The sequence below is a fragment of the Deltaproteobacteria bacterium genome, from assembly GCA_020848905.1.
Lineage (GTDB): Bacteria > Myxococcota_A > Polyangia.
This window is the reverse complement of the sequence record JADLHG010000056.1, coordinates 132247-156731: the sequence shown is the minus strand read 5'-3', so window position 1 is coordinate 156731 and position 24485 is coordinate 132247. Positions and strand designations below refer to the sequence as shown.

The following is a 24485-nucleotide window of genomic DNA, read 5'->3' as shown; positions in this document are numbered from 1 at the left end:
GCTCCCTCTAGAACGACGATTTCCGCACGGCGACGTTCATCAAGAGCCCCGTGGCGCAGAACATCGTGACGAGCGACGACCCGCCGTAGCTCACGAAGGGCAGCGTCACTCCCACCACGGGCACGATGCCGATCACCATCCCCACGCTGATCACGACGTGCCAGAAGTAGAGCGCGGCCACTCCGACGCAGAGGACCGCACCGAAGCGGTCCCGCGCCTGGGTCGCGATCTTCACCGCCCAGAGGACGAGGAAGACGTAGATCCCGAGGAGCAGCACGCTCCCGAGGAATCCCCACTCCTCCGCCCAGACCGCGAACGGGAAGTCGGTCCACCGCTCGGGGAGGAAGTGAAACTGGTTCTGCGTCCCCTGCATGTAGCCCTTGCCGACGAAGCCGCCCGACCCCACGGCGAAGACCGATTGCCGGGACTGCCATCCGGCCCCGACGGGATCGAGCTCCGGGTTGAGGAAGGTGTAGATGCGCTGCTTCTGATACCCCTTGAGGAGGTAGTGCCAGGCCAGCGGAGCGGAGACGAGCGCCACCGCCATGAGGAGAAGGATCGCGCGCAGCTTCAGCTTGATGAGCGTGAGCACGGACAAGAAGATGAGGAAGATGATCATCGCCGTACCGAGGTCGGGCTGCTTCAGCACGAGCACCATGGGCGCGCCCACGAGCAGGATCGGGATGGCCACGTGCTTGACCCATCCCCCTTCGGTCACCGGGTCGTCGGCGAGGTACTTGGCGAGCACGACGATCATGATGGGCTTCATGATCTCGGAGGGCTGAAGGCCGAGCCCCCCGATGAAGATCCAGCGCTGCGACTCGTTGACGCTCTTGCCCACAACGAGCACCAGCAGGAGCAGGAGCACACCGATCCCGTAGAGCGGGTACGCCAGCCCCGTGAGCAACCGGTAGTCGAAGAGGGTCGTGACGGTGAAGACGCCGAGCGCCACACCGATCCAGGTCAGTTGCTGACGCACCAGGGTGAGCTGCGTGGACGAGGTCGCCGAGTAGAGGTTCACCACGCCCACCGCGCAGAGCACGCAGATGGCCAGGAAGAGCGGCCAGTCGAAATGCTGCCGCAGCTTGGAGAGCGCCTTCATGGGGCCGACTCGGGCGCAGGCAAGCTGGCTTGCGGCCCACGGGCGGCGCCCCTCGGGGCCACGTACTTGAAGTACCCGCGAATGATCTCCATCGCCACCGGCGCGGCCACCTTGGCGGCCTTGCCGCCGTGCTCGATCAGCACCGCGAGGGCGATCTCCGGCTTCTCCGCGGGGGCGAAGGCGGCGAACCAGCTATGGTCCGCCAGCCAGATGGTCTTGCCCTGGTTGGAGCGCCGCGTGACCTGCGCCGTCCCGGTCTTCCCGGCCACCGCCACCTCCTCGAGCCGGGACTCGCGCGCCGTCCCTTCCGGGTCCTCGACCACTCCGCGCAGGGCAGCTCGCACCCGCGAGAGCGTCGCCGCCGCGACGGGAACGACGCGACGCACCCGCGGCGCGAAGGACTGGACGACCAGTCCCTTGCCGTCTTCGATCCGCTCGACGATCTGTGGCAGGTACAGGGTCCCGCCGTTGGCGATGGCGGCGTAGAGCGTGGCGATCTGGATCGGCGTCACCTTGGTGTTCCCCTGCCCGATGCCCGCGTTCAACGTGAACCCGAGCCGAAAGGGGATCTTCTGGGCCGCGTACCACGCCTTGCTCGGGATGTGCCCCGCGACCTCGTCGTTCAGGCCGAGTCCGGTGGCTGCTCCCAGGCCGAAGAGACGCGCGTAGCGAGCCAGCGCGTCCATGCCGACCTGCTCCGCGAGCGTGTAGAAGTAGACGTTGCACGACCTCGCGATCGCCTCGTGCAGATCGACCTTTTTGTGCACGTGCGCGCAGCGGAAGCTGCGCCGACCGAAGCTGTGCCACCCCTTGCACAGGACGGTGTCGTCCCAGGTGATGAGCTTCTCCTCCACCCCGGCGATCGCCGGGATGACCTTGTAGGTAGACCCCGGGAAGTAGTTCTCCTGCACCACCTTGTCGATGAGCGGACGATGGGGGTCGTTGATCAGCCGGCGCCCCTCCTCGGGGGTGAGGCGCCCCGTCAGGAGGTTCGGCTCGAAGGCCGGGCGCGAGGCGCTCGCCAGCACGCGGCCCGTCTGGGCCTCGAGCACCACGGCCGCCCCGGCGGGGAACTGATTGAGCGCGCGCTCCACGAGCCGCTGCAGCTCCACGTCGATGGTGAGCACGATGTTGTGGCCGGGCTGGGGCTCCACGCGGCGCTCTCCCTTGAGGAGGTCCACCGCGACGTCGCTCCCCTTTCGGATCCCCTTGGCGTCCACCACGATGCGCTCGCGTCCGGGGACCCCGCGCAGGTGGTTCTCGTACATCCTCTCCACCCCGAACCGCCCGACGAGGTCGCCGGGACGGTAGGTCTTGCCGCGGTCCTTTTTCAGCTCCGGTGGCGAGACCTCGTTCATGTAGCCGACCACGTGCGCGGCGAGATTCCCGTGCGCGTAGCTTCGATGGGCGACGGCTTCGACGCTCACCCCCGCCAGTGCGGTCCGGTTGGTCTCGATGCGCGCGAGCTGGTCCCGGCTGATGTCCCGCACGGCGAGCCTCGGGTTGAAGCGCGCCACGCCACGGACCTGCAGCACGCGTCGCTTGAGGAGCTCGGCCGCGTCCGGGTTGAGCGACAGCTCCTGGATCAGGCGGTCCAGGCTGGCCTCGGTGGCGAAGCGGGGCGTGACGTAGACGTCGTAGGAGGGGCGGTTGGCCACCAGCGAGCGACCCTTGCGGTCCAGGATGAGGCCACGAACCGTCGGAATGCGCGTCTCCTGGACGAAGTTGTCCTCGGTCTGCCGCCGGTAGTGATCCCCGTCGATGATCTGGAGCTGCCAGAGGCGCCCCACCAGGATGGCGAAGCTCACCCCCACCAGCGCCACCAGATAGCGGTAGCGCTGTCGGAACTCGGGGATTTCGCCGTGTGGGATCATGCCAGGCTACTCCGCGACTAGCTCGGCTGGAGCGTGCTCCGCTCCACCGACTTGCGGCTCAGCCGCTGCTCGCCGAACGCGAGCAGCCTGAGCAGGGGCGGCGCGAAGACCGCCGTGAGCGCCGCTTGCCCGAGGACGACCGTCAGGACGCCGAGGCTCGGCGGGACCCCGGTGGCCCAACGCACGACGAGCGCCGTCAGCGACGACGCCACCGACGCGAAGGCCGCGATCACGGCCGCCGAGAGCGCACCGGCCACGTACACCTGGCGGGCCAGCATGCATCCGGCGAGATAGACCAGGGCGAGCGAGAAGAGGTGGATCCCCTTCATGCCGCCGCCAAGCAGGTCCGTGAGGTATCCGAGGAGAAGTACGCACAGCACGCTCGCCCCATCCAGGCGCCCGCCGAAGCGTCCGAGCGTCCCCTGCGCCATCTGGCCCGCGCCCCGTCGGTCCACGAAGGCCAGGTGCAGGACCACCAGCAGCGGCACGTCCACCTGCACCGACTCGAGTCCGAACAGGCGATAGATGGGCGTCAGCGCCGTGAGCGCGAGGAAGCTGAGCAGCGCGTAGAAGACGAGGCGACTCATGCTGAGGCTCGCGCTGCCACGGTCACGGCAGGAGGCCCGAGGCTGGCTCGGCTTCGCCGCCCGCCCGCGCGACGGGGGGCGGGGGCGGCGCCAGGATGATCAGCACGTCCTCGAGGCTCGAGAAGTCCACCATCGGCGTCACCTCCACCTCCTGGTAGAGCCCGTAGGTCCGCTGGGTCACCCGGGAGATGCGACCCACGGGGAGCCCGCGCGGGAACCCGCCCGCCACGCCGCTCGTCACGACCAGGTCCCCCACGCGCACCTCCTCTTTGCGCAGCAGGTAGTCCATGCGGCAGCGATAACCGCTGCCACCGTCGGTGCCGCGCAGCATCCCTCGGCTGCCGGTGCGCTGGATCACCACGTCGATCGCGCTCCGCGGGTCCACGGTGAGACTCACCTCCGAGTAAGGACCGTAGACCTTGCCCACGCGCCCCACGACCCCGTCGGCCGTTACCACGGGGAGCCCGGACCGCAGCTGCGGCGCGCCGCGATCCAGCCGCAACCGGAGCGCCCGCGCGAACGGCGACGATTGCCGGCCGATGACGCGCGCTCCGACGGTTTCGATGCCGTGCTGCGCGCGAAAGGCGAGCATGCGCTCGTAGCGCCCGAGCTGCGACGCGTTGCGCTGCGCTTCCTGCAGCTCGAGCCGCAATCGCGTGAGATCTCGCGCCAGCCGCTCGTTCTGCGCCTGCAGGTCCACGAGATAAACGTAGCGGCGCCACCCGCGCTGGATCCCCCCCACCGCCCCGCTCACCGCCGCCTGGATCGGGGCCGAGAGCCGCAGCACGAGCCGGTCCACCGCGTTCACGTCGGTCGGCGACTTCAGATTGGCCTGCAGGAAGAGCACCGGAACGGCGAGCAGCGTCACGCAAAGGAGGACATCTCGAACCCTGCGCGGCATCACCATGGGTCACCCGACGAGCTCCACGAGGTCCCCTGGGGGCGCATCCCTCTCGGGTCCCGGCAACGGACTCAGTGGATCGTCACTTCCTTGAGCAGCTTGAGCTCATCGAGGGCCTTGCCGGTGCCCAGCACCACGGCGCACTCGGGGTTGTCGCAGAGCATCACGGGCAGACCCGTCTCTTCGCGGAGCAGCACGTCGAGGTTCCGAAGCTGCGATCCGCCTCCTGTGAGCACGATCCCCTTGTCCACGATGTCGGCGCTCAGCTCGGGGGGCGTGCGCTCCAGCACCACACGAACTGCTTCGACAATCGCATTGATAGGCTCGGCGAGCGCCTCTCGGATCTCGTCCGAGTTGGTCGTGATGGTCTTGGGCACCCCGGCCACGATGTCCCGTCCCTTCACGTCGATGGTCAGGAGATTCTCGGGCGGATAGGCGTTGCCCACGGTCTTCTTGATCTGCTCGGCGGTACGCTCTCCGATGAGGAGGTTGTACTTGCGCTTCATGTGTTGAATGATCGCCTCGTCCATCTTGTCGCCGGCCACGCGCACGGACTTGCAGTAGACGATTCCGGCGAGAGAGATGACCGCGACCTCCGTGGTGCCTCCGCCGATGTCCACCACCATGTTACCGCTGGGTTCCGTGATGGGCAGCCCCGCGCCGATCGCCGCCGCCATCGGCTCCTCGATCAGGTAGACCTCGCGCGCGCTCGCTGCCAGAGCCGAGTCCCGCACGGCCCGCTTCTCCACCTCGGTAATCCCCGAGGGAACACAGATGATGATGCGCGGGCGGACGAGGGTCTTTCGCTTGTGGGCTCGCGTGATGAAATACCGAAGCATGGCCTCGGTCACCTCGAAGTCGGCGATCACGCCGTCCTTCATGGGACGGATGGCCACGATGTTTCCCGGCGTGCGGCCCAGCATCTCCTTGGCCTCGTGACCCACCGCCAGCACCCGGCTCGTGCCGTTGCCATTCTTCTGCACCGCCACGACGGAGGGCTCGTGCGCGACAATCCCCCGATCCTTCACATAGGTCAGGGTAGTGGCCGTCCCCAAATCGATGGCCATGTCGTTGGAGAAGAGGCCGTAGACCCAGTCGAACAGCATCTTGGATCCGTTGCAGGCTAGAGGAGCGTCTGTAGAGTGCGAACAGCGCCCGGGCCGAGCCGGGCCAACTCTATTAGCACTTCCCCCTCGCCCTGACAAGGACGGAGTCCGAGGCCCATCAAGAACGAAAGCCATTTATTTTTGAATTGTTATGCGCAACATCTCCACGATTGACGGCCCCGGCACCCTGCTGCGTTGAACCCCCGTAACGCTTCTGGTAAGTTGCGTCCTCCGGTGGCCGGGCACCTCGAGAAGTGCGGCCATTCTCGCAGCCCTTCTCGACGGGGAGGCCCCCGTAGCACGCACGGAGTGAGTCATGCTCGATCAAATGCGGAAGCATTCGCGTTCTTTCATCATCTACATCTTCTTCGGCATCATCATCGCGGTCTTCGTGGTGAACTTCGGCCCGCAGTCGGCCGGCTGCACCACCAGCACGACGTACGCGGCGCGGGTGGCGGGAAACACCCTCTCCACCAGCGACTTCACCTACGCGATGGCCGTGGCCGGGCTGAAAGAACAGCAGGTCCAGGACGAAACGCAGCTCGTCCAGCTCCGCGGGATCGTGATGGACCAGCTCATCGTGCGCGAGCTGCTGGCGGAGGAGGCGCTCAAGGTGGGCCTCCGCATCCCCGCGAAGGAGATCGAGGACATGCTCCTCAAGGGGAGGTACATGGCCCTCGGGCAGCCCCGCCCGCTCATGATGGGAGAGGACGGCAAGTTCGACTACGACCGCTTCTCCCGGTACGCCCGCTGGTACTGGGGCGTGTCGGTGAAGAAGTTCAAGGAGCACCAGACGCGCGAGCTGCTGGCCGACAAGATGCGCGGGTACCTGCGGGGGAGCGTGAAGGTGTCGGAGGAGGAGGTGAAGGCCGACTTCATGCACAAGAACACGCAGGTCAAGCTGGCCTACGTGCGCTTCTCTCCGACGGACCTCAAGAGCCAGGTGGCGCTGGATGAGGCGGCGGTCAAGGCCTTCGCCGCCGCCAACAAGGACAAGATCCGGAAGCACTACGAGGCCAACAAGTCGGCCTACGTCAAGCTGCCGAAGCAGGTGCAGCTCCTCGTGCTGAAGACGAGCGCGAGCGGAGGCGGCAAGGAGAAGGCGCGCCGCAAGGCCGAGGCGGCGCTGAAACGGCTGCAGGGAGGCGCGAGCTTCACGGAGGTGGCGAAGACGGAGTCCGAGGACCCGGACACCAAGGGAGCCGGCGGCTACCTGGGCTGGCGGAACGTCGACGCGACGGGGCTCGGGCCGGCGGTGGACAAGGCGGTCGCCGGACTGAAGGAAGGATCCCTCTCGTCAGTCATCGAGGAGAAGGACGCCTTCGTCGTCGTGAAGGTGGCGGGGACGAGGCAGGGAGACCTGACCCCCGCGCAGGCGGAGGACGAGATCGCGCGACAGATGGCCACGGACGACGCAGCCCTCCAGCTCGCCAAGACCTCCGCCGCCGCGTTCATCAAGCGCGCACGGGCCGGGGAGAAGCTCGGAGATCTCTTCACTCCGGAGGAGGGAAGCGAGGGCGCCAAGCCGGAGGCCGAGGCGAAGGAGGGAAAGGACGCGCCAGCGAGCCAGGCGGCCAAACCCGACCGCAGTCCCCTCAAGCTGGCCAAGACCTCCCTGTTCAACCGCAGCGCGCAGCACCTCGTGCCGGGCGTGGGGATCTCGGAGCCCCTGAGCAGCGCCGCCTTCAAGCTGAAGAAGGGAGAAACGGCCAGCGAGCCGTACGTGATCGGGCGCGTGGTCTACCTCGTCTCCTGCGACGACCGCACGGAACCCGACATGGGCGAGTGGACCAAGAAGAAGGACGAGCTGACCGAGCAGGTGCAGATCCAGAAGTTCGTACGGATGCTCCGAACCCACGTGCACGAGGTCTGCACGGCCGCCCTCAAGGCGAACGAGATCAAGGTGACCCCGTCCATCCTGTCGGCGCCGGTAGCCGAGGAGCCGGGGGCCAAGCGCCGGGCGACGGCCGCGCCTGCCCCCGCGTACACCCCCTGCCAGAGCCTCGCCCCGACCGAAGCTAGCTAGCTAGTCACGGTAGCAGTCCCCGCAAGAGCCTCGCCGCACCGTAGAGGGACAGACCGAGCCCCACGCAGGCGACCGCTCCGGCGAGCGCGCCCTGCGCCAGGACGAGCGCGAGCCTGCACCGGGCTCCTGCCAGGGGCGTGACGAAGAGCGGCTGGTCGGGCGAGGCTGCCAGGACGCGCCGAACCGTGTCGCCGCGATAGAGCGCCGAGGGCTCGCCGCCCGCCTCGTGGCGTAACCAGCCCGCCACGAACACCTCGCGGCCCGGTTCGAGCACCCCCTCGCTGTGCCGCAGCGGGGGCCCGCCGTCGGGGATCTCGGAGAAGGCGCGGGTGGGGGCTACGACCTCGGCCCCCGTCGGGTCGACCAGGAAGGCGAGCTGACCGTCGGAGAGCTCGAAGGGCGCGGCCTCCTCGAGCTGGGCCACGCGCACCCAAGATCCCCCTGCCCCCACGACTGCTCCGCGCGCCTCCCACTGATCCAGCGCGTGGGCGACGTACACGGCGGACCGGCGAGACCCCGGGGCCGTCAGGAGGTCGATCGGCTGAATCCTGCCGATGACCGCGACGCGACCGGCACCGAGCCGGCCGTAGCCCTCCCGCCGCGCTCCCCCGAGGGTGCGCAGGAGGCGTCCGGCGCGTAGGGCCGCCCCCCCGGAGCGCAGAGCGAGCACCCCCAGCACGGGGGCAGCGGCGAGGAGGACGACGATCGCCACATAGGCCATGCCCTGGAACTATGACAAGGCCTGGCGGTCCCCGCCACGCCTCGAGCGAGCGGGCCGCCGCGCGGGAGCAGGAACTACATCGTCGCGGCGTGTTTCTCGATCATCCGCCCCATGCGCGGAACCGCAGACTCGACGTGGGTCTTGCCCTTGGGCCGCAGCTTTTCGTAGGCCTTCACCATGGTGCGGCTCGAGGACTTCGCCGCCCGGCGGTCGGTGATCCCGAGGAGGCTCTCGGCCACGTCCGCCGAGCGGGCGGCGAGGTAGGCCTCGACCGTCCCACGGCTCCCTTCCTCCTGGTACTTCTGGAAGTAGCTCTGAAGGACCTCCGTGAAGTCGTCGAGGAGGTTGTCGAAGGACTCCTCCACGACCCCCGGCTTGATGGCCTTCACGAGCCCGTAAGCGGTCTTGACGGCGATCCCCGACAGCCCCGTCTTGGACTTCACCTCGCTGTCCAGCAGCTCGACGCAGTCTTTGATCAGTGTCTTGCGCTTCTCGGGGTCGGAAGCGATGGTTCGTAGATCTTTCACTGCCGTCTCCTTCGTCAGCGGCGGGAATGCTACGCGCCTTTCGCGTGCCTGAAAACCCCAAAGTGGGCGCTCCGGACTGTCCCCGCTCCCTCTCGGAATCCGCCGGACGCCCGCTCGCGCCCGCCGAGCCGCAGTGATAGTGTCAGGTTTCGTGCCCGCCTTGGAGACTTCAGCGGAGACGTCGCCGAGCTCGGCGCGTCCGGCCGTAACGTTCGGCCTCAGCCTCAGCGAGGGTCGCGGCCTCGTCACCCTCGCCGAGCCACGCACCGTCTCGCCGGTGGAGGTGGAGCGCCTCGAGCTCGAGATCCCGGACCTCCGGTTCCCCTTCGACCTGTCGGGGGGGGCGTCACGCTTCCGCCACCGTCGCTGCCAGCTGCGGCGGGCGCGCCTGACCATCGCCGAGGAGCCCTTCCAATCCTGGCTCGGCGGCTGCCTCGACCGCGCGGCGTACGGGTTTCGCCAGGTCCGGATCCAGTTCCGACCCAATCTCTTCGAGGTCGCCGGGCAGGTCGTGGCGGGCTCGCACGCCGCCGAGTTCCTGTTTCGCGGGACGGTGCACCCCGCCGAAGGGCGATGGCTCCGCGTCGGTCTCTCCGACGCGCGGGTCTTTCAGGCCTTCCCCGTGCCCGCCCCCCACCTCGCGGCGGCGCTCCTTCAGGCGGCTGGCGCCCAGCCGCGCTCGGCCGTCGCCCGCAAGAGCTCGACGGTGTTCTTGCTGGGCTGCACCGAGGTCCTCTTCGACCCGCTGGCCACCACGCTGCTGCACACCCTGCCGCGAGCTGGCTGGCGGCTGCCCAGGACGGAGGGGGTGGCCCTCGAGGAGGTGGCGCTCCTCCCCGGCGCGCTGGTGCTCGACTATGCCTTCGCGGAGAAGCCGGCCGCGCGGAAGCCGGGCGGGACCTCGACGCGGATCCGGCGGCTGAATCTGGTAGACGAGGCGAAGGAGCTCTTCCGCGAGCTGGAAGCGGAGCTTCTCGAGACCCCGCCCGCCGCGGCCGTCGCCCGATACCGCGAGCGCCTGGAGTCGACACCGGGGCACCCGTTCCTCTACGAGCGGCTCCTCCAGCTCATGGTCACCGACAGCTCCTACGACGAGGAGACGCTGGCGCTCGTCGAGGAGTGTCGACGAGATCTCGGAGACGTGCCCTTCGCGTCGCTGGCCGAAGCCGTCGTCGCCGCCCGACTGGGGGACCCCGAGACCTCCGCCCGCGCGTATCGGCGCATCGCGGAGGCGGCCGGCAAGGACCGCGATCGGACGGAGGAGGTGCTGGCGTGGGCGGCGGCCGGCGCGACGCTGCTCGAGGTGGACCCCGAGGCGGCTCGCGAGGACTTCGAGAAGGCTCTCGCGCTGCAGCGGGACCACCGGCGGACCTTGACCCACCTCTCGCGACTCTACGCGGAGCTCGGGGAATGGGCGCGGCTGGCCCAGCTCCGGCAGCGCCAGCTCGCCCTGGCCACCACCGACGGGGAACGGCTCGGCCTGCACCTCGCCCTGGGCGAGCTCCATCGCATCCATCTCGGCGAGCCCGGCACGGCGCGCGGGCACTACGAGCGCGCCCTGGAGCTCGACCCCGGTTGCGAACCGGCGCTGAACGGACTCGCGGACGCCGCCCTAGAAGCGGACGATCCCGCGCAGGCCATCTACGTGCTGGACCGCCTCTGCGCGCTGTCGGCGGCGCGGGGAGACGTGGACGGCCAGGTGGGAACGCACCTCCGCGTCGCGACGATCTGGGGGCACTTCGGCGACCGCCCGGCAGCCCTCGCGCGCCTGACTCACGCGCGCGAGCTCGGCTCCCGAGACCCCGCGGCGCTGAAACGCATCGGCGCGCTCCTCGAGACCCTCGGACAACCGGAGGCCGCGGCCGAGGTGCTCGGGGAGGCCCTGCTCCTCGTCCCCGACCCCGCCGGGCGCCTGCCGCTGCACCGGGAGCTCGCCACCCTCTACGCGGCGACCCTCGGCAACCTGGCAGCAGCAGCCGAACAGGTCGCCGCGGCCCTCGCACTTGGTCCGCCGGACCGCGAAACCGCGCGACTGGCGCTGCAGGTCGCCGAGGCACGCGGGGAGACGGCCGCCATCGTCGAGGCCCTCGGGCGATCGGCCGCCGTGGAATCCGATCGCGCCTCGCGCGCCCAGCTGCTCTTGCGCCAAGGCCTCCTGCTGGCCGGGCAGGAGGGCCACGAAGAGCGCGCCGCCGCCGCGCTCGAACGGGCCGTCAAGGAGGGAGGGCCGTCGGCGAACGAGGCCGCTCGCGCCCTGGCGCTCGTCGAGGAGCGCCGAGGTGGATGGGAGGCCGCCGCGCGCAGCTGGCGCAGGGCGCTCGAAGGCCCCGTCGGCGCCGAGGACACCGAGGGGTGGCTTCGCCTGGGGCGGGTGGAGCTGCGCCTCGACCACGACGAGGCGGCGCTCGGCGTCCTCGAGCGGGTCTCCGCGCGCGCCGAGGGAGCCCCGCTGCGCGAGGCCCTCCTGCTCCTGGCCGACCTGCGGCGCAAGCGGGGCGAGACAGGTGAGCTCGAGTCGACGCTGCGTCGCCTGTTGCCTCTGGTACCCGCCGAAGGAGAGGCTGCGCTCCGGCGCACGCTCCTCGCGGAGCTGGCGGACCTGGAGGAGGCCCGCGAGGCGCACACCGCGGCCGTGGCTTCCCTCGAGGAGGCCCGCGCCCTGGGCCCACCCGAGGCCTGGTTGCTTGCGCGCCTGGGCACCCTCTACGAGCGGCTCGAGGCCTGGACCGCGGCGCGGGCCGCGCTGGACGAAGCCCTCGCTCTCGGGGAGGGCGCGTCTCTGCCGCAGGCGCAGGCGGCCCTCTGCGTGCGCCTCGGAGCGATCTCTCGCGCCCTGGCCCGCCCGCGCGAGGCCGTCGGCTACTACCGGCGGGCCCTCGATCTGGGCCTCGAGGACGAGAGCGCCACCGTGGCGGTCTGGGATCGGATCGTCGAGGTACACCTCTCGCGGTCCGACGGCACCGCAGCCGCCCGAGCGGCGGAGAGCTCTGCGGCGGCTCCCGCAAGCCCACTGGCGCAGGCGCAGCGCCTCTACGAGGCGGGCCAGCTCTGGCTGCGACGCGCCGAGTTGCCGGGGGAAGCCACGCGTTGCTTCTACGCGGCGCTCGGTCGCGCCCCGCACCACGGGCCGTCGCTCGACGCCCTCGAGTCGCTGCTCACCAGAACCGACGACCGGGTGGCCCTGACCGAGGTCCTCGCTCGCAAGGTCGAGGCAGCGGCCCATCGTCCGACGGTTCAACGCGCCCTGCTGGTTCGTCGCGCCGAGACCCTCCTCAGCCTCGGGGAGCGCGACGAGGCACGAGAGGCGCTGGCGGGTGCTCTCGCCCGCGACCCGCAGTGCGTCCCCGCCCTCCACTTCTTCGCCGACGAGACCTGGGAGCGAGGCGCGCGCGCTGCCGCCGCCGACCTCTACGAACGTCTGGCCCAGGCCCTTCACAGCGACGAGACGAGCGGGAGCCGCGAGGACCGCCACGCCCTGCTAGCGAAGGCGCACCTGCGCCTCGCCGAGGTCGCTCGGGACGGAGGAGACGCGGACACCGAGGAGCTGGAGCTGGGTCGCGCGCTCGCCGCGAACTCCGATCGCCGCGAGGCCTGGGCCCGCCTCGACGAGCTCCTCGCCCCGACCGACCGCCACGCAGAACTGCTCGAGATCCTCGCCCATCGCGCACGGCTCGCCGCTGGCCGGGAGGAGGCCGCCCACTTCGGCCTACGGCGCGCGCAACTGCTGCAGCGCACAGACCAGTCGGCGGAGGCCTACCGAGCCTATCGCGACGTGCTGGAGGTCTTGCCCACGAGTCTCGAAGCGCTCCGGGGAGCCACGGCGCTGGCCCGCGAGCTCGGCCACCGGCGGGAGCTCCTCAACCTCCTCGAACGGCTTGCGGCCGCCCCCGCGGAGGAGGGCAACCGACCGACCGGGAACCGCGCGGGCACCGCCGGCCGCTGGCTCGAGGTCGCGGAGTTGGCGGCGGAGCTCGCGGATCGGCCACGGGCCCTCGCCGCTCTCGAGCAGCTCTTCGCTGCGCCGTCGGCCGACAGCCGCGAGCTCGACCTCGGACTCGCCTCCGTCCGGCACCTCGTCCCCGCCGAGAGCCTCCCCGAATGGATCGGCCGGCGCGCCGCGCGAGAGTCCGTCCTCGAGCGGCGCGCACGCTGGGAGCTCGAGCGGGCCGAGGCGTTGCGAGACCTCGGGAGAGCCGAGGAGGCCGAGGAGTGCCTCGACCTCGCCCTGCGCGAGGGATGCAGCACCGTCCCCTTGCTGCGTGCAGCGGCCGAGCTCGCCGAGGAGGGCGAGCGCTGGGGCCTGGCGGCGGAACGTTACGAGCGCATGCGGCAGCTTGCGCACGCGCGGCACCCGCAGCTCGAGAGCGTCGCGCTCGAGTCGCTGCTCCGGCTCGCCTTGGGCCCGCTCGCGCACCCGGCCCGCGCCGAGGCGCTCTGTCGCGCCCTCCTTGAGCTCCGTCCCGACGACCCGTTCGCGCTGCAGATCCAATCGCACCTCCTCGAACAGCGCGAGGCGTGGCGCGAGGTCGTCCCGCTGCTCCAACGTCTTTGGGCGCTGCTCGAGAGCCGGCACCTCTCTCTGGCAGAGGAGCTGGCGCTCGCGATTCGACTGGCGCGCGCACTCTGTCGCACCGACGCGGCGGACGAGGGGCTCACCGTCGTCGCGACCGCCGTCTCTCGCTGCGGCTCCGCCATCGAGCAGCTCGCCTCGCTCTGGCTCGGGACCCGCGAGATCGGGCTGCTCGAGGCGGAGCTTCTCGTCCTGCGAGCGCTGGTCGCACTGCGGCCGCTCGAAGACGGGCCGTGGCGGCGCCTCGCCGAGATCCTGCAGTCGCGAGCCGACGCGGGGGACGCCCGCGCCGTGCTGACGCAGGCTCTGATCGTGGTCCGAGACACAGCGGCGAGAGCTCGCGTGGCCCGCGCGCTCCTCGAGCTGCGGGGCGACCTCCAGGCCGATGCGGAGCTCGACGCGCTCGAGGCGTTGCGCCATGGCGACGCGACCGTCGAGGAACTCGTCCGCCTGGCGCAGCGTCTCGCCGCGGCTCGTCGTCATGCCGAGGCCCTCGCCGTGCTTTCGGACCTGCCCGTGGAGCGTCGTTCCTCCGACGAGCTGCGAGCGCTCACCTGGCGGCTGCTCGACGCCACCGGGGACCACGCGGCGCTTGCGGCGGCGCAGGAGCGCCACGCCGACTCGCAGGCGAGTCCGGCGAAGCGTGCCGAGTGGCTGGCCATCGCCTCGCGGACCTGGATCGAACGCGCCGGCCGGGCCGACGACGCTTTGCGCTGCGCGCGGCAGGCGCTGGCCGCGCAGCCGACCGCCCTCGACCGCGCCGAGGAGCTCGCCCGGTCGTTGGCGAACGCCGGCGCCACGACGCAGGCCCTGACCCTCCTCGAGGAATGCGCGGCCGACCCGGGGCTCCATGGAACCACGCAAGGGCCGCGGCTGCTCTGCCGGGCCGCGCGGCTGCACCTGGCGCTCGGGACTCCGTGGCGCGAGGCTGCCGAATTGCTCGAGCGAGCGCTCCGAGAGGATCCGGCGTGCGAGGAAGCGCTCGATGCGCTCGCCGAGCTGTACGACGCACACGGCGACGAGCCGGCGCTGCTGCGCCTCCTCTGTCAGAAGGGAGAGGTGGGCAGTTCCGCAACCGTGCGCGCCGCCGCGCTCCTGCGCGCGGCACGGCTCCTCGCGGCTCGCCCCGCCGGTCGCGATGAGGCGCTCTCGCTGGCTCGCCGGGCGGAGAAACTCAGCGACGACCCGCAGCGGCTCTGGGAGGTGGCAGAGCTCCAGCAGACGCTCGCGGCTCTGGAGGGAGCGGAGGAGACGTTAACCCGGCTGGCGGAGCACCCCGCGCACGGCGAACGAGCCCTCGCCCGGGCGTGCGGCCTAGCACGACGACGCGGCGATGCGGCCGCCCAGGGGCGCTACCTGCAACAACTCGCGCGGCTCAAGCCCGACGATCCGCTGGTCTCGCACCGCCTGATCGAGGCCTACCGCGAGGCGGAGAACCTCGACGGACTGCGCGCCTCCCTTGAAGCCCTCGCCGAGCGCGAGCCGGCCGCGCGCCTGGAACTTGCCCAGCTCTGCGCGGGCCCTCTCGACGATGTCCCGGCCGCGCGGGCGGCCTATCGCGCGCTCCTTGCCCGCGACTCGGGTCACGCGCCGGCCCTCCGCGGCCTCCTCGCCCTCTCTCTCGAGGCGGGTCTCTACGCCGACGCGGTGGACTGTCTTGCTCGTCTTCACGACCTGGAGCCCCTGGACGCCACGACCCTCCGGGGCCAGCTCTCGCTACAGCGTGCGACGATCCTCCGCGACCGCCTGGCGGACCTCGACGGGGCGCGCAGCGCGTTCCTCGACGCCGCCCGCGAGCTCGGCGGGGGCGAGACGTGGGCCGAAGCGTTGCGACAGCTCGTGGCGATCGGCGAGCCCGAGGAGACGCTGAGCAGCCTTCAGGCGCTCGCCCACGCGGGCCTGGCCCGGGAGGGCGAGCTCGTTCGACTGGCCGCACTGGCCGAGACGCACGATCGAACCGAGGTCGCAATCGACGCCTACGAGCGGCTGCGTCTGATAGCTCCGTCCAGCGAGACCACCTCGCACCTCGCCGAGCTCCTTCGAACCCTCGGGGACAGCGCCAAGGCAGCCGAGCTGCACGGCGAGCTCGCGGCCCTCGCCCTCGCACGAGGCGCCGCCGACGAGGCCGCGCGCGCATGGCTCCGACAGGCGGAAGCCTTCGAGGCCGCCGGCGCCGACGACCGGTGCCGTCACGCGCTCCGACAAGCCGTGGACGCGCGCCCGACCTCGGCGGAGGTCACGGCGGCTGTCGGTGAGGCCCTGCGTCGCACGGGCGAGCGCAGAGGACTCGCGGCCCTTCTGGAAGGCGCGTTCGACCACGGCCCCCCGGAGGCGCAGCCGGCGCTCCTCGAGGAGCTCGTCGCTCTCTACGAGGCGGGCCACGAAGCTGACCACGCAGCAGGTGCCCGGCGGCGGCTCTTCCAGCTTCGCCCCGACCGAACGGACCTCCTGGTCCCGCTCCTCCGCCACGCGCTGGAGCGCGCCGAACTCCCGGAAGCGCGACAGCTCCTCGACCGCTGCGCGGCGGGTTCGCTCCTCGACCCGACGGAACGCGCGGAGCACGCGGCCCACCTCGCCCAGCTCGAGCTCACCGCCGAACGCGTCCCCGAGGCCCGCGCGCGGGCCCTCGAGGCCCTCGCGCACTCCCCGGTCCATCCGAGGGCGCTTCGCGTCCTCCGCGACGTCGGCCTCCGCACGGGGGACTACCTCGCCGTCGCCGAAGCGCACCTCGCGCTGGCCGGCGACGGAACGGACGACGAGACGGTCAACCACCTGCGGCAGGCCGGCGCGGCTCTCGGCCTGCTCCCCGAGCAGCACCCCCGCTGCATCGAGGTCTACCAGCGCATCCTCGCGCTCCGCCCCGAGGACACGCGTGCCGCTGACGCGCTCGAGAGCCTCCTCCGGCAGCGTCGCGATCCGGGCCCGCTCGCGGACCTTCTCTGGCGCCAGCTCGCCAGACTCGGGCCACCCGAGCAACGCGCCCGGTACCTCGAGCTCGCGACGCTCGAAGAGCAGGCACGGCGGCCCGAACGCGCCGAGGCCGCTCTGCGCCAGGCGCTGGCACTTGCTCCCGAGGAGAGCGCGACCCTCATCGCGCTGGTCGAACACCTCGGGCGGCACTCCCAGTGGCCGGCCGCCGCGGAGCTCCTGGAGGCGCACCTCGCGGGCCCCGCCGCAGAGGGCCCGCATCGGGCCGAGCTGGCCGAACAGCTGGGACGAGCCTATCTCGACCATCTGAGCCAGCCCGCCCCTGGCCTGCGCTGGCTCCGCGCCGCCTGCACCTGGGCGCCGACCGAGAACGGCCCCTTCGAACGTCTCGTAGCCCTCCTCCGCGAGCAACAGGCCTACGAGGAGCTCGCCCTGGTGCTGGAACAGCGGGTGACCACCCTCCCGAGCGCACGGCGCCCCCCGCTCTGGGAGGAGCTCGGCCAGCTCCGCGAACACCGGCTCCGAGATCTCCGCGGCGCCGCCGAGGCGTATCTCGCGGCCTTCCGCGAGCAACCCACCCCTCACTTGCCGTGGGCTTTACGCGCCGAGGAGCTCTTCCTGCGCAGCGACGCCGCCGAGAGCTCCCTCGCGGTGCTGGAGGAATCGCTCGCTCGCGTGGACCCGAGCCACCACGCCCGGCTTTTCGCCCGGCGCGCTCGCGTGAAGCTCCGCATCGGACAGGCCGAGGGCGCGATCGCCGATTACGGTCACGCACTCGAACTGGACCCAACGCTGCACGAGGCCCACGCCGCCCTCGGACAGTGTTTCGTCCTAGAAGGACGCCTGGCCGACGCCGTGCCGCACCTGCAGGAGGCCGCGGACCACCTGGGCGACTCTCGGAAAGCGGCCGCCTGCGCCTTCCGGGCGGGACAGGCGCTCGAGAGCCTCGGGCTGCCTGAGGAGGCCCTGGGACGCTACGAACAGGCGGTCGCGCTGGACCCGCTGATGGTCCATGCGCACAGGGCGCTGGTCTCCCACTACGTGCGGGGAGAGGCGTGGGAGAAGCTTCGTGTGTCCCTCTCGGCCCTCGTGGCGACGACCGTCGAGCCCGCCGAGCGCGCGGCGTGGTTGACGCAACTCGCGCAGGTGCACGTGCAGCTCGGCCAGCTCGACGACGCCGCGGCCCAGTACGAGCTGGCGCTCGCGAGCGCGCCCGAACACCTCCCCGCGCTGAGCGCCCTGCGCGAGCTATGCCGCGAACGCGGCGCCTGGCCGCGCCATGCCGCGCTGCTGCGGACGGAGATACGCCTGACCGAGGACCCTGCGCGGCGCGTCTCCTTGAAGCGCGAGCTCGGCTACGTCCTCGCGCGGCAGCTCGACGAGCCCGGCGCGGCGATCGATGCCCTGCTCGACGCCGTGGCCGACGACGGGGGCGACCGCGAGTCGGGACTGGCCCTCCTGCCGCTGCTCGAAGGGGCGGGCCGCCACGGCGAGGCCGGGCGCCTGGCCCAGGAGCTCTCGGTAGGTGCCACGTCGGTCAAGGAGCGGCGAGAGCTGCTCCTCAGGGCCGCGCTCGACCACCAGAGCGCCGGGTGGGCCGACGAAGCGCGACACCTCTTTCGGCGCTTGAGCAGCGGAGACGACGAGACGGCGCACGTCGCGGCGGCGCGACTCCTCGACCTGGCCATCGAGAGCGGCCCCCCGGCGCTGCGCCGCGCCACACCGGTGCGCGTCACCGCGCCTCTCGGTCACCTGGCGCTCGACCCGCCTGCACCGGCCGGCAACGCCACCCCAACGAGTGTGACGATGATCCCGGCTCTCGGCGAGCTCGCCATCCGCGAGCTCCTCGACGCAAGCGACTGGGAGGGGGCGGCCGACGCGCTGCGGAGCCAGGCCACCACCATGCGCGATGGCCTCGGTCGCGCGGAGCTCCTGATCTCGCTCGGACGTCTGCTGGAGGAGCGCCTTCGCCGTCCCACCGACGCGCTCGCTACCTACGCCGAGGCCGCCGCCGCGGCGCCGCAACATCGCGCCACGATCGAAACCTGGGCCGACGCCGCCTACCGGCACCAAGACTGGCCGCGCGCCCGCGAGGCCTACGATCGGCTGGCGCAGCTCGGGGGCGCCGCTGCGGTGGAGGACTTCTCCTTCCGGCGGGGCGTGATCTGCGAGGCGATTGGAGACGAAGGGAGCGCCGAGACGCACTATGCCCAGGCGGTGATCGAGAACCCGTCGTCGCGGCCCGCGCTCGAAGGACGCGCGCGGCTAGCGCTCTTCCGGGACGACACTCGCACCGCAATCGAGGCGCTTTCCAGCTTGTTGCGGCTCGTCTCCGTCGACGAGATCGAGGAGCTGACCGAGATCCGCGAGCAGCTCGGCGAGCTCTTCCTGCGCACCGGTGACAGCCACCGCGCGCGCGAATATCTGGAGGCCGTGCTGGTGCTGGACTCCCGCCGCCTCAAGGCCATGCAGCTCCTGCTGACCGCGTACGAAGAGCTCGGCGAGCACGACGCGAGCGCCGAACTCCTTCAGCAGATGATCTTTCGCACCGGCGACCCGCTCGTGCGCGCGAGTCTCTTGCACCACCGCGCCTCCATCCTCGCCTCACGCCTGGGCAACGAAGAGGAGGCCGTGGACTGCTTGCTCAAGGCCTACGACATCGCACCCCAGCACGCGCCCACGCTCTGGCGCCTGATCGACTACTACTGGCAGCTCGGCGACGTGGACTCCGTCGCGCAGATGGGCGACGACCTCTCCGCCGCCGTCGGGGGAACGATGGGGGCGCCGGACCTGCGGCACGTGCGCCTCGCGGCCGCGGCCCTCCTCGCGCGGCAGGACCTGGAGACCGCGACCTCCTTGTTGCGGCACGCCCTGAGCGAGCCCGAGCTGACGGAGCCCGCGTTGGTCGACCTGGCGAGCACCGTCGGACGCGGAGCGCCCGTCGGCCTCGTGGCGTCGCTGATTCGGAAGTCCGACGAGAGCGGACGCCTCCGGCAGGCCGCACCGCTCGTCCTGCGGGACCGGCCGAAGGCACCGGGGCTCGCGGAGCTGGTGGACGAACTCAGATCCCGCTGAGGTCCTGGCCCGGCGCCCCAGATGCGGCGATGGCGACGAGGGCGGAGCGCGCCGAAGGTGGCCCCGTCTACTTCAGGCGCTCGATCCGCTGCCGGATCGCCGCCGCGTCGTCGGCGCGGGGGACGCGACGCAAGTAGCGGCCGTACGCGGCGCGCGCCTCCGCCGGCTTGCCGAGCCGCTCGTACGCCAGGCCGAGACCGCGAAAGGCCACCGTCTGGCCCGGGTCCGACGCCAGCGCCGCTCGGAACATCCCGACCGCCTCCTCCGCGCGACCCTGGAGGAGCTGTTGCAGCCCCTCCTCGTACAGACGCCGCGCGCCGGCCGCCCGCTCGGGAGAGACGGAGGCAGCGGGCCGCGCCCGGGGACGCGGAGCGCCGCGGTCGGGGGACGCCGCATCGGCCGTCTGGATCACTCCATCCGGAACACCCCCGTCGGAGCGCACGGCCGGCCTCGGCTGCGGTGACGCGTCGGTCCCGAGCGCCGGCCCATCCACCGGCGGCGCCGCGTCGGGCGGCGGGGTCGGTCGGGCGTCCACGACGTGCACCGCAACGCTCCGCGCGTCCGGAACCTCCAGCGCGCCCCGCGACCCTTCGGGCGAACCGCGGTGTCCCAGCAGAAAGAAGAGGCCCGCGCCCCCCGCGAGCGCCGCCATCACGGCCGCCACCGCCGGCCAGCGTCTGGTGCGCGTCGCCTTCCTCGCGTAATCGAGGCTGGCGGTCTGCGAGGTGAGCGGTCGCACCTTGCGCGGCGGCGACGGGGGCTCTCCCGCCACGGCGAGTTCGTCCACCTCACGCGGCAGGGTCGACGGCGCCGAGGGCTCCGCGCTGTGGTCGATCGGATACGCGACCCGCCCGGGGAGCGGTCTGACTCCCGACTCGCCCGCCGGAGAGCGCGGCAGGGGGCCCGCGCCCGAGACCTCGACGCGGCGAGGTGGTGGTGGCGGCGGCGGTGAGCCAGCCTCTCGCTGCTCGGCGACGTCCCCATCGTCGAGCTCGAGGGTCGAGCTCGGACGAAGCGGCGGCGGCCCCCCGCCCAGGATGTCCCAGTCCTCCACTTCCTCGGTCGAGAGAGCTCGCAGCGGCAGGGGTCCCGTCAGGAGCCTGGACCTCGAAGCGGCGCGCTGCCCGCTCCCGCTCATGGACCCCGGCGGAGGTGGTGGAGGAGGCGGCACGGCACCCCTGGAGCCATAGGCTTCCGTGGCGGCACGATGGCACCGCGGGCAACTCCGGGGCGCGGCAACCGCGGCGGCGACATGTCCGCACGCGCGACAGGTGAACGACGGCATTCGATGGATTCTACGTGAGGCCGCAGGCCGCTCCAAATGGTTGAGCCGGCACGCGACGCCTGCCCCGCTTTCGACGGGGGTCAAATGGTGAAGCAGACCCCTCCGTGGTATCCTATCGCAGTTTTCTGCATGACGAGTCGCCTCCCCTCATCGTCCGGAGCACCCCACATGCGCGGTCCAGCGTCCTCAGGGTCCCCCCGCCTCGCGTTATTGCTGGTGGCCACTCAGGTCGTAGCCTGCGGTCGCACCGCGCCCCTCGGCGGCGCCGACGGGGGGGGCGACGCAACGGCGTGGAGCGACGGCTTCACCCAGCAAGACAGCGGGCCCGGCGGAGACGGGCGGCCCCCGCGAGACGGACGCCCATTCGTCGACGGCGCGCGTCCGAGACTCGATGGAGCGAGCCCCGCCGACGGGCTGCGACCCTGGCCCGACGGCCTTCTCTGGCCGGACTACCTGGTGCGGCACGACGGGAGCCGCCCGAGCGACGGCCCGCGTCCGCGCGACGCGGGTCCGTTCGCCGACGGGGCGCCGCGCCGCGATCTCTCTCGGCCCCCCGACGGCACGCTCCCTGGCGACGTGGCGATCATGGGCATGTACGCCCAGACGACCGGGACCACCGTGCTCTACGAGCTCAAGGTCTGCAACCTGGGCCCGGGGCCGGTCCGCGGCTTCTACGTCGATCTCTACTACAACCGCAGCTCGGCGCCCGTCGTGAAGCAGTTCGGCGACCAGTACAGCTACGTCGGTCCGCTCGGTCCGGGGTCGTGCACCGGCGTGACGATGCAGCGCGCGAACACGCCCCCCGGGGCCTACGTCTCCTGGGCCCTGGCCGACGCCGACAACACCGTGCCCGAGACCAACGAGTCGAACAACGTGGGCGGTCCGGTGAAGGTCCTCGTCTCGGGTCCCAATCAGGGACCGGACCTCGTGATCCGGCAGTTCGACGCCACGGTGCAGCCCGGAGGTGGCAACGCCGGAACGATCCGCTACCGGCTCACGGTCTGCAACCAGGGCACGCTCCCCGCGACGAGCAGCCAGGTGCACGTCTACTACAACCGGTCCTCGCCGCCACCCGATGGGCAGTGGGGCGACCAGTACGCCCCGGTCGGCGCGCTCCCCCCCGGCGCCTGCAGCACGCATCAGCTCTATCGGTTCGGGACACCGCCCGGGACCTATGCCTCCTGGGGCCGCGTCGACCCGCTGAACCGCGTCGTGGAGTCGAACGAGGGCAATAACCTGTCCGGACCGCAGTCGGTCACGGTGGGCGCGGGTCAAGGCGCAGACCTCACCATCACGAGCCTCTTCGCCTCGACCGCCGGGGCGAGCGCCGTCGTCTATCAGGTCCAGGTGTGCAACGTCGGCACCGGGACCGCTCCCGCCTCGGACCTCCACCTGTACTACGACCGGCAGCTGCCACCCATGGCGGGCGACACCGGGGACCAGCTCACCAGCATCCCGTCGCTGCAACGCGGCGCGTGCGTCAACCGCAATCTCGCGCGCACGGGGACGCCGCCCGGAACGTATCGATCCTACGCGCAGGTCGACGCGCTGAACGCGGTCAGCGAGACGAACGAGTCCAACAACGTGACGGGGCCACGCGTCGTCGTGGTGGGTCTCACGCCGCCGCCACCACCACCTCCACCACCACCACCTCCTCCTCCACCGCCACCGACGGTGCAGTGCTCGTCGATCTGTAGTTATCTCGTGAACACCTGTCGGCTCGTCCCGGCAAATCAGTACGGAGCGTGCGTGACACTCTGCCAGAGCAGGTCCGCCTCGCAGCGCCAATGCGCCGTGAACGCGATGAATCAGGCCCAGTGCGTCCAGATCATCTTCTGTATGTTCTGAACCGGCTGCACGAACGACCGATCGCCATGACCCTGCGCACCCTCCTGCGCCCGTCCTCGTCGTACCGCGGGCTCACCTTCCCTCCCCTCCTCGCCATCGCCCTCTTGGCGTGCAGACCCCCAGCCCCCACGGACCGCGCCTCTCCGCGCCTCCCCCCGCCGCTTCGCCTGACCTTCCTGTCGATCAACGACTTCCACGGGCAGCTCGATCCGCTGCCTCTGCTGAGCGAGGAGAAGCCCGCGCGCGTCTTCCGGGTCGGCGGCGCCGAGGCGCTCGCCGCGACGGTGGCCGAGCTCCGCCGCGGAAATCCGGGCGGCACGGTCCTCCTCGACGCGGGTGACTTCATGCAGGGGAGCCTCCTTTCCAACACCTTCGAAGGTGCGCCCGTGGCCGAGCTCTACGAGCGGCTGGGCGTCGATGCCGCGGTCGTGGGCAACCACGAATTCGACTTCGGCCCCGTCGGTCCCGCCGTGACGGCGGGGCCGGGACAGGATCCGGTGGGCGCGCTGAAGGCGCTCGCCGCACGCCTCCCCTTTCCGCTCCTCACCGCCAACGTGCTCGACGCCGCCGGGCGCCCCGTCTCCTGGCGCAACGTCAGGCCATCGATGCTTCTGCGTCGGGGGGGCGTGCGCATCGGCGTCGTCGGACTGACGACCCTGCAGACCCCCCTCACCACGATGCCCGAGAACGTCCGTCACCTCCGCTTTGCCCCGCTGCTCGCGCGCTTTCGCGCCGAGGCTCGCAAACTCCGCGAGGCAGGGGCCGAGGTGATGGTGCTACTGGCTCACGTCGAAGGCGCCTGCGGCTTCAACGGAAGCGGCGCGTGCGGCGGAGAACTCTTCGAGCTCATCGACGCGCTCGGCCCCGGCGAGCTGGACGTGGCGATCGCAGGGCACGCGCACCAGTGCATCTGGCGACGCCACCGGGGGGTGCTCGTCACGGAGGCCTGCAGCCGCAGCATGGCCGTCGGCCGCATCGAACTCGTCGTGCATCCCGGTCACGGCGTGGACCGCGCCGCGAGCCGCGTCCTCCCCCCCCAGCCCGTCTGTCCGGAGGTCTTCGCCGACAGCGCCGACTGCGAGGGCTTCCGTCGTCGCGGTCCGCCGACCGCGCCGCTCGTGCGCAGCCCGCTCCTCGCGCGACACGCGGGCCCCGCCGCCGCAGCCCGCCAGATCGTGGAGCGCTTCCGTGGCAAGGTCGCGGGGCGCGAGCGCGAGGTCCTGGCCCAGGCCGCGCGGCCGCTTCGCCACGACCGCGCCGGCCCGTCGGAGCTCGGGCTTTTCTTCGCCGACGTGCTGCGGAGAAGCGTGCACGGGGCACACTTCGGCATGGTCAACGCGGGCGGAATTCGCGTGGAGCTTCCCGCCGGCCCGATCACCTTCGCCCGCCTCTTCGAGGTCTTCCCCTTCGACAACCGGCTGGCCACGGCCTGGATGACCGCGGAAGAGCTGCACGCCCTCTACCGGGTCAACCTGGGCCGCCCCTACGCGGGGCTGATCCAGACCGCGGGCCTCAAGGTACGTCTGCGCTGCGGCGCGCCGAGCGAGCTCGTCTCGTTGACCGACGAGGCCGGCCGCCCCCTGGATCGTGGAAAGCTCTACCTCGTCGCGCTCAGCGATTTCATGATCACCGGGGGAGACGGGCTAGGGGCCGTCTTCGACGCCATTCCAGCCCACCGCAAGCGCATCCACGCCTCTCGCCTCATCCGGGACGAGATCGCGGCCTACCTGCGCCGGCAGCGAGGCCCCCTCAATCCGGCGCATTCCCCCCTGGTGAATGCCGCGGATCCGCCGATAAGAGTGGAGGACGGTCCTTGCAGCGACCTCGGCCCCCGCGCTCGGCATGTCTGCCGGTAGCCGGTGGCACGGGGGAGGACCCACCGGGCCGGGGCCCGGGTGGCACACGATGTTGACTTGGGCGGGCAAGTGGCTAACT

Annotated in this window: 12 protein-coding genes; 4 read left to right on the top strand and 8 right to left on the bottom strand. The window is 71.4% G+C overall.

What is annotated here, in order from left to right:
- Positions 1–7: 7 nt before the first annotated feature.
- The 5 genes from rodA to IT371_24045 all read right to left on the bottom strand — a co-directional run bounded on the left by rodA (position 8) and on the right by IT371_24045 (position 5570).
- Complete coding sequence (gene rodA, locus IT371_24065) at positions 8–1102, bottom strand: rod shape-determining protein RodA (protein MCC6750754.1); 1095 nt, start codon at positions 1100–1102, stop codon at positions 8–10.
- On the bottom strand, positions 1099–2976 hold the full coding sequence (gene mrdA, locus IT371_24060; protein ID MCC6750753.1) for a penicillin-binding protein 2: 1878 nt from the start codon (positions 2974–2976) through the stop codon (positions 1099–1101). Before mrdA ends, rodA begins: the two co-directional genes overlap by 4 nt.
- A gap of 17 nt (positions 2977–2993) precedes the next feature.
- Positions 2994–3563, bottom strand: a complete 570-nt coding sequence (locus tag IT371_24055; GenBank protein MCC6750752.1) for a hypothetical protein — start codon at positions 3561–3563, stop codon at positions 2994–2996.
- 22 nt (positions 3564–3585) lie between these two features.
- The gene (locus tag IT371_24050; protein MCC6750751.1) at positions 3586–4431 is read right to left on the bottom strand and encodes a rod shape-determining protein MreC; all 846 of its coding nucleotides are present in this window, start codon (positions 4429–4431) and stop codon (positions 3586–3588) included.
- 104 nt (positions 4432–4535) lie between these two features.
- The gene (locus tag IT371_24045) at positions 4536–5570 is read right to left on the bottom strand and encodes a rod shape-determining protein (protein MCC6750750.1); all 1035 of its coding nucleotides are present in this window, start codon (positions 5568–5570) and stop codon (positions 4536–4538) included.
- 316 nt (positions 5571–5886) lie between these two features.
- On the opposite strand from IT371_24045, the gene IT371_24040 reads away from it, so the two are divergent.
- Complete coding sequence (locus tag IT371_24040; protein MCC6750749.1) at positions 5887–7596, top strand: SurA N-terminal domain-containing protein; 1710 nt, start codon at positions 5887–5889, stop codon at positions 7594–7596.
- Between the two features lie 4 nt (positions 7597–7600).
- On the opposite strand, the gene IT371_24035 is transcribed toward IT371_24040, so the two are convergent.
- A complete protein-coding gene (locus IT371_24035) occupies positions 7601–8317 on the bottom strand; it encodes a hypothetical protein (GenBank protein MCC6750748.1) in 717 nt (238 codons plus the stop codon).
- Positions 8318–8391: 74 nt separating this feature from the next.
- On the bottom strand, positions 8392–8844 hold the full coding sequence (locus IT371_24030) for a hypothetical protein (protein MCC6750747.1): 453 nt from the start codon (positions 8842–8844) through the stop codon (positions 8392–8394).
- A 160-nt stretch (positions 8845–9004) separates the two neighbouring features.
- Between IT371_24030 and IT371_24025 the strand changes: the two genes are divergently transcribed.
- A complete protein-coding gene (locus tag IT371_24025; GenBank protein ID MCC6750746.1) occupies positions 9005–19417 on the top strand; it encodes a hypothetical protein in 10413 nt (3470 codons plus the stop codon).
- Positions 19418–19484: 67 nt separating this feature from the next.
- Here IT371_24025 and IT371_24020 read toward each other — a convergent pair whose 3' ends face one another.
- Positions 19485–20471, bottom strand: a complete 987-nt coding sequence (locus tag IT371_24020; GenBank protein MCC6750745.1) for a tetratricopeptide repeat protein — start codon at positions 20469–20471, stop codon at positions 19485–19487.
- Positions 20472–20918: 447 nt separating this feature from the next.
- Here IT371_24020 and IT371_24015 point away from each other — a divergent pair, with 447 nt between their 5' ends.
- Both IT371_24015 and IT371_24010 read left to right on the top strand, forming a co-directional pair.
- Complete coding sequence (locus IT371_24015) at positions 20919–22550, top strand: hypothetical protein (GenBank protein ID MCC6750744.1); 1632 nt, start codon at positions 20919–20921, stop codon at positions 22548–22550.
- Between the two features lie 26 nt (positions 22551–22576).
- Positions 22577–24406: a bifunctional metallophosphatase/5'-nucleotidase gene (locus IT371_24010; GenBank protein ID MCC6750743.1), complete on the top strand. Its 1830-nt coding sequence runs from the start codon at positions 22577–22579 to the stop codon at positions 24404–24406.
- Positions 24407–24485 lie beyond the last annotated feature (79 nt).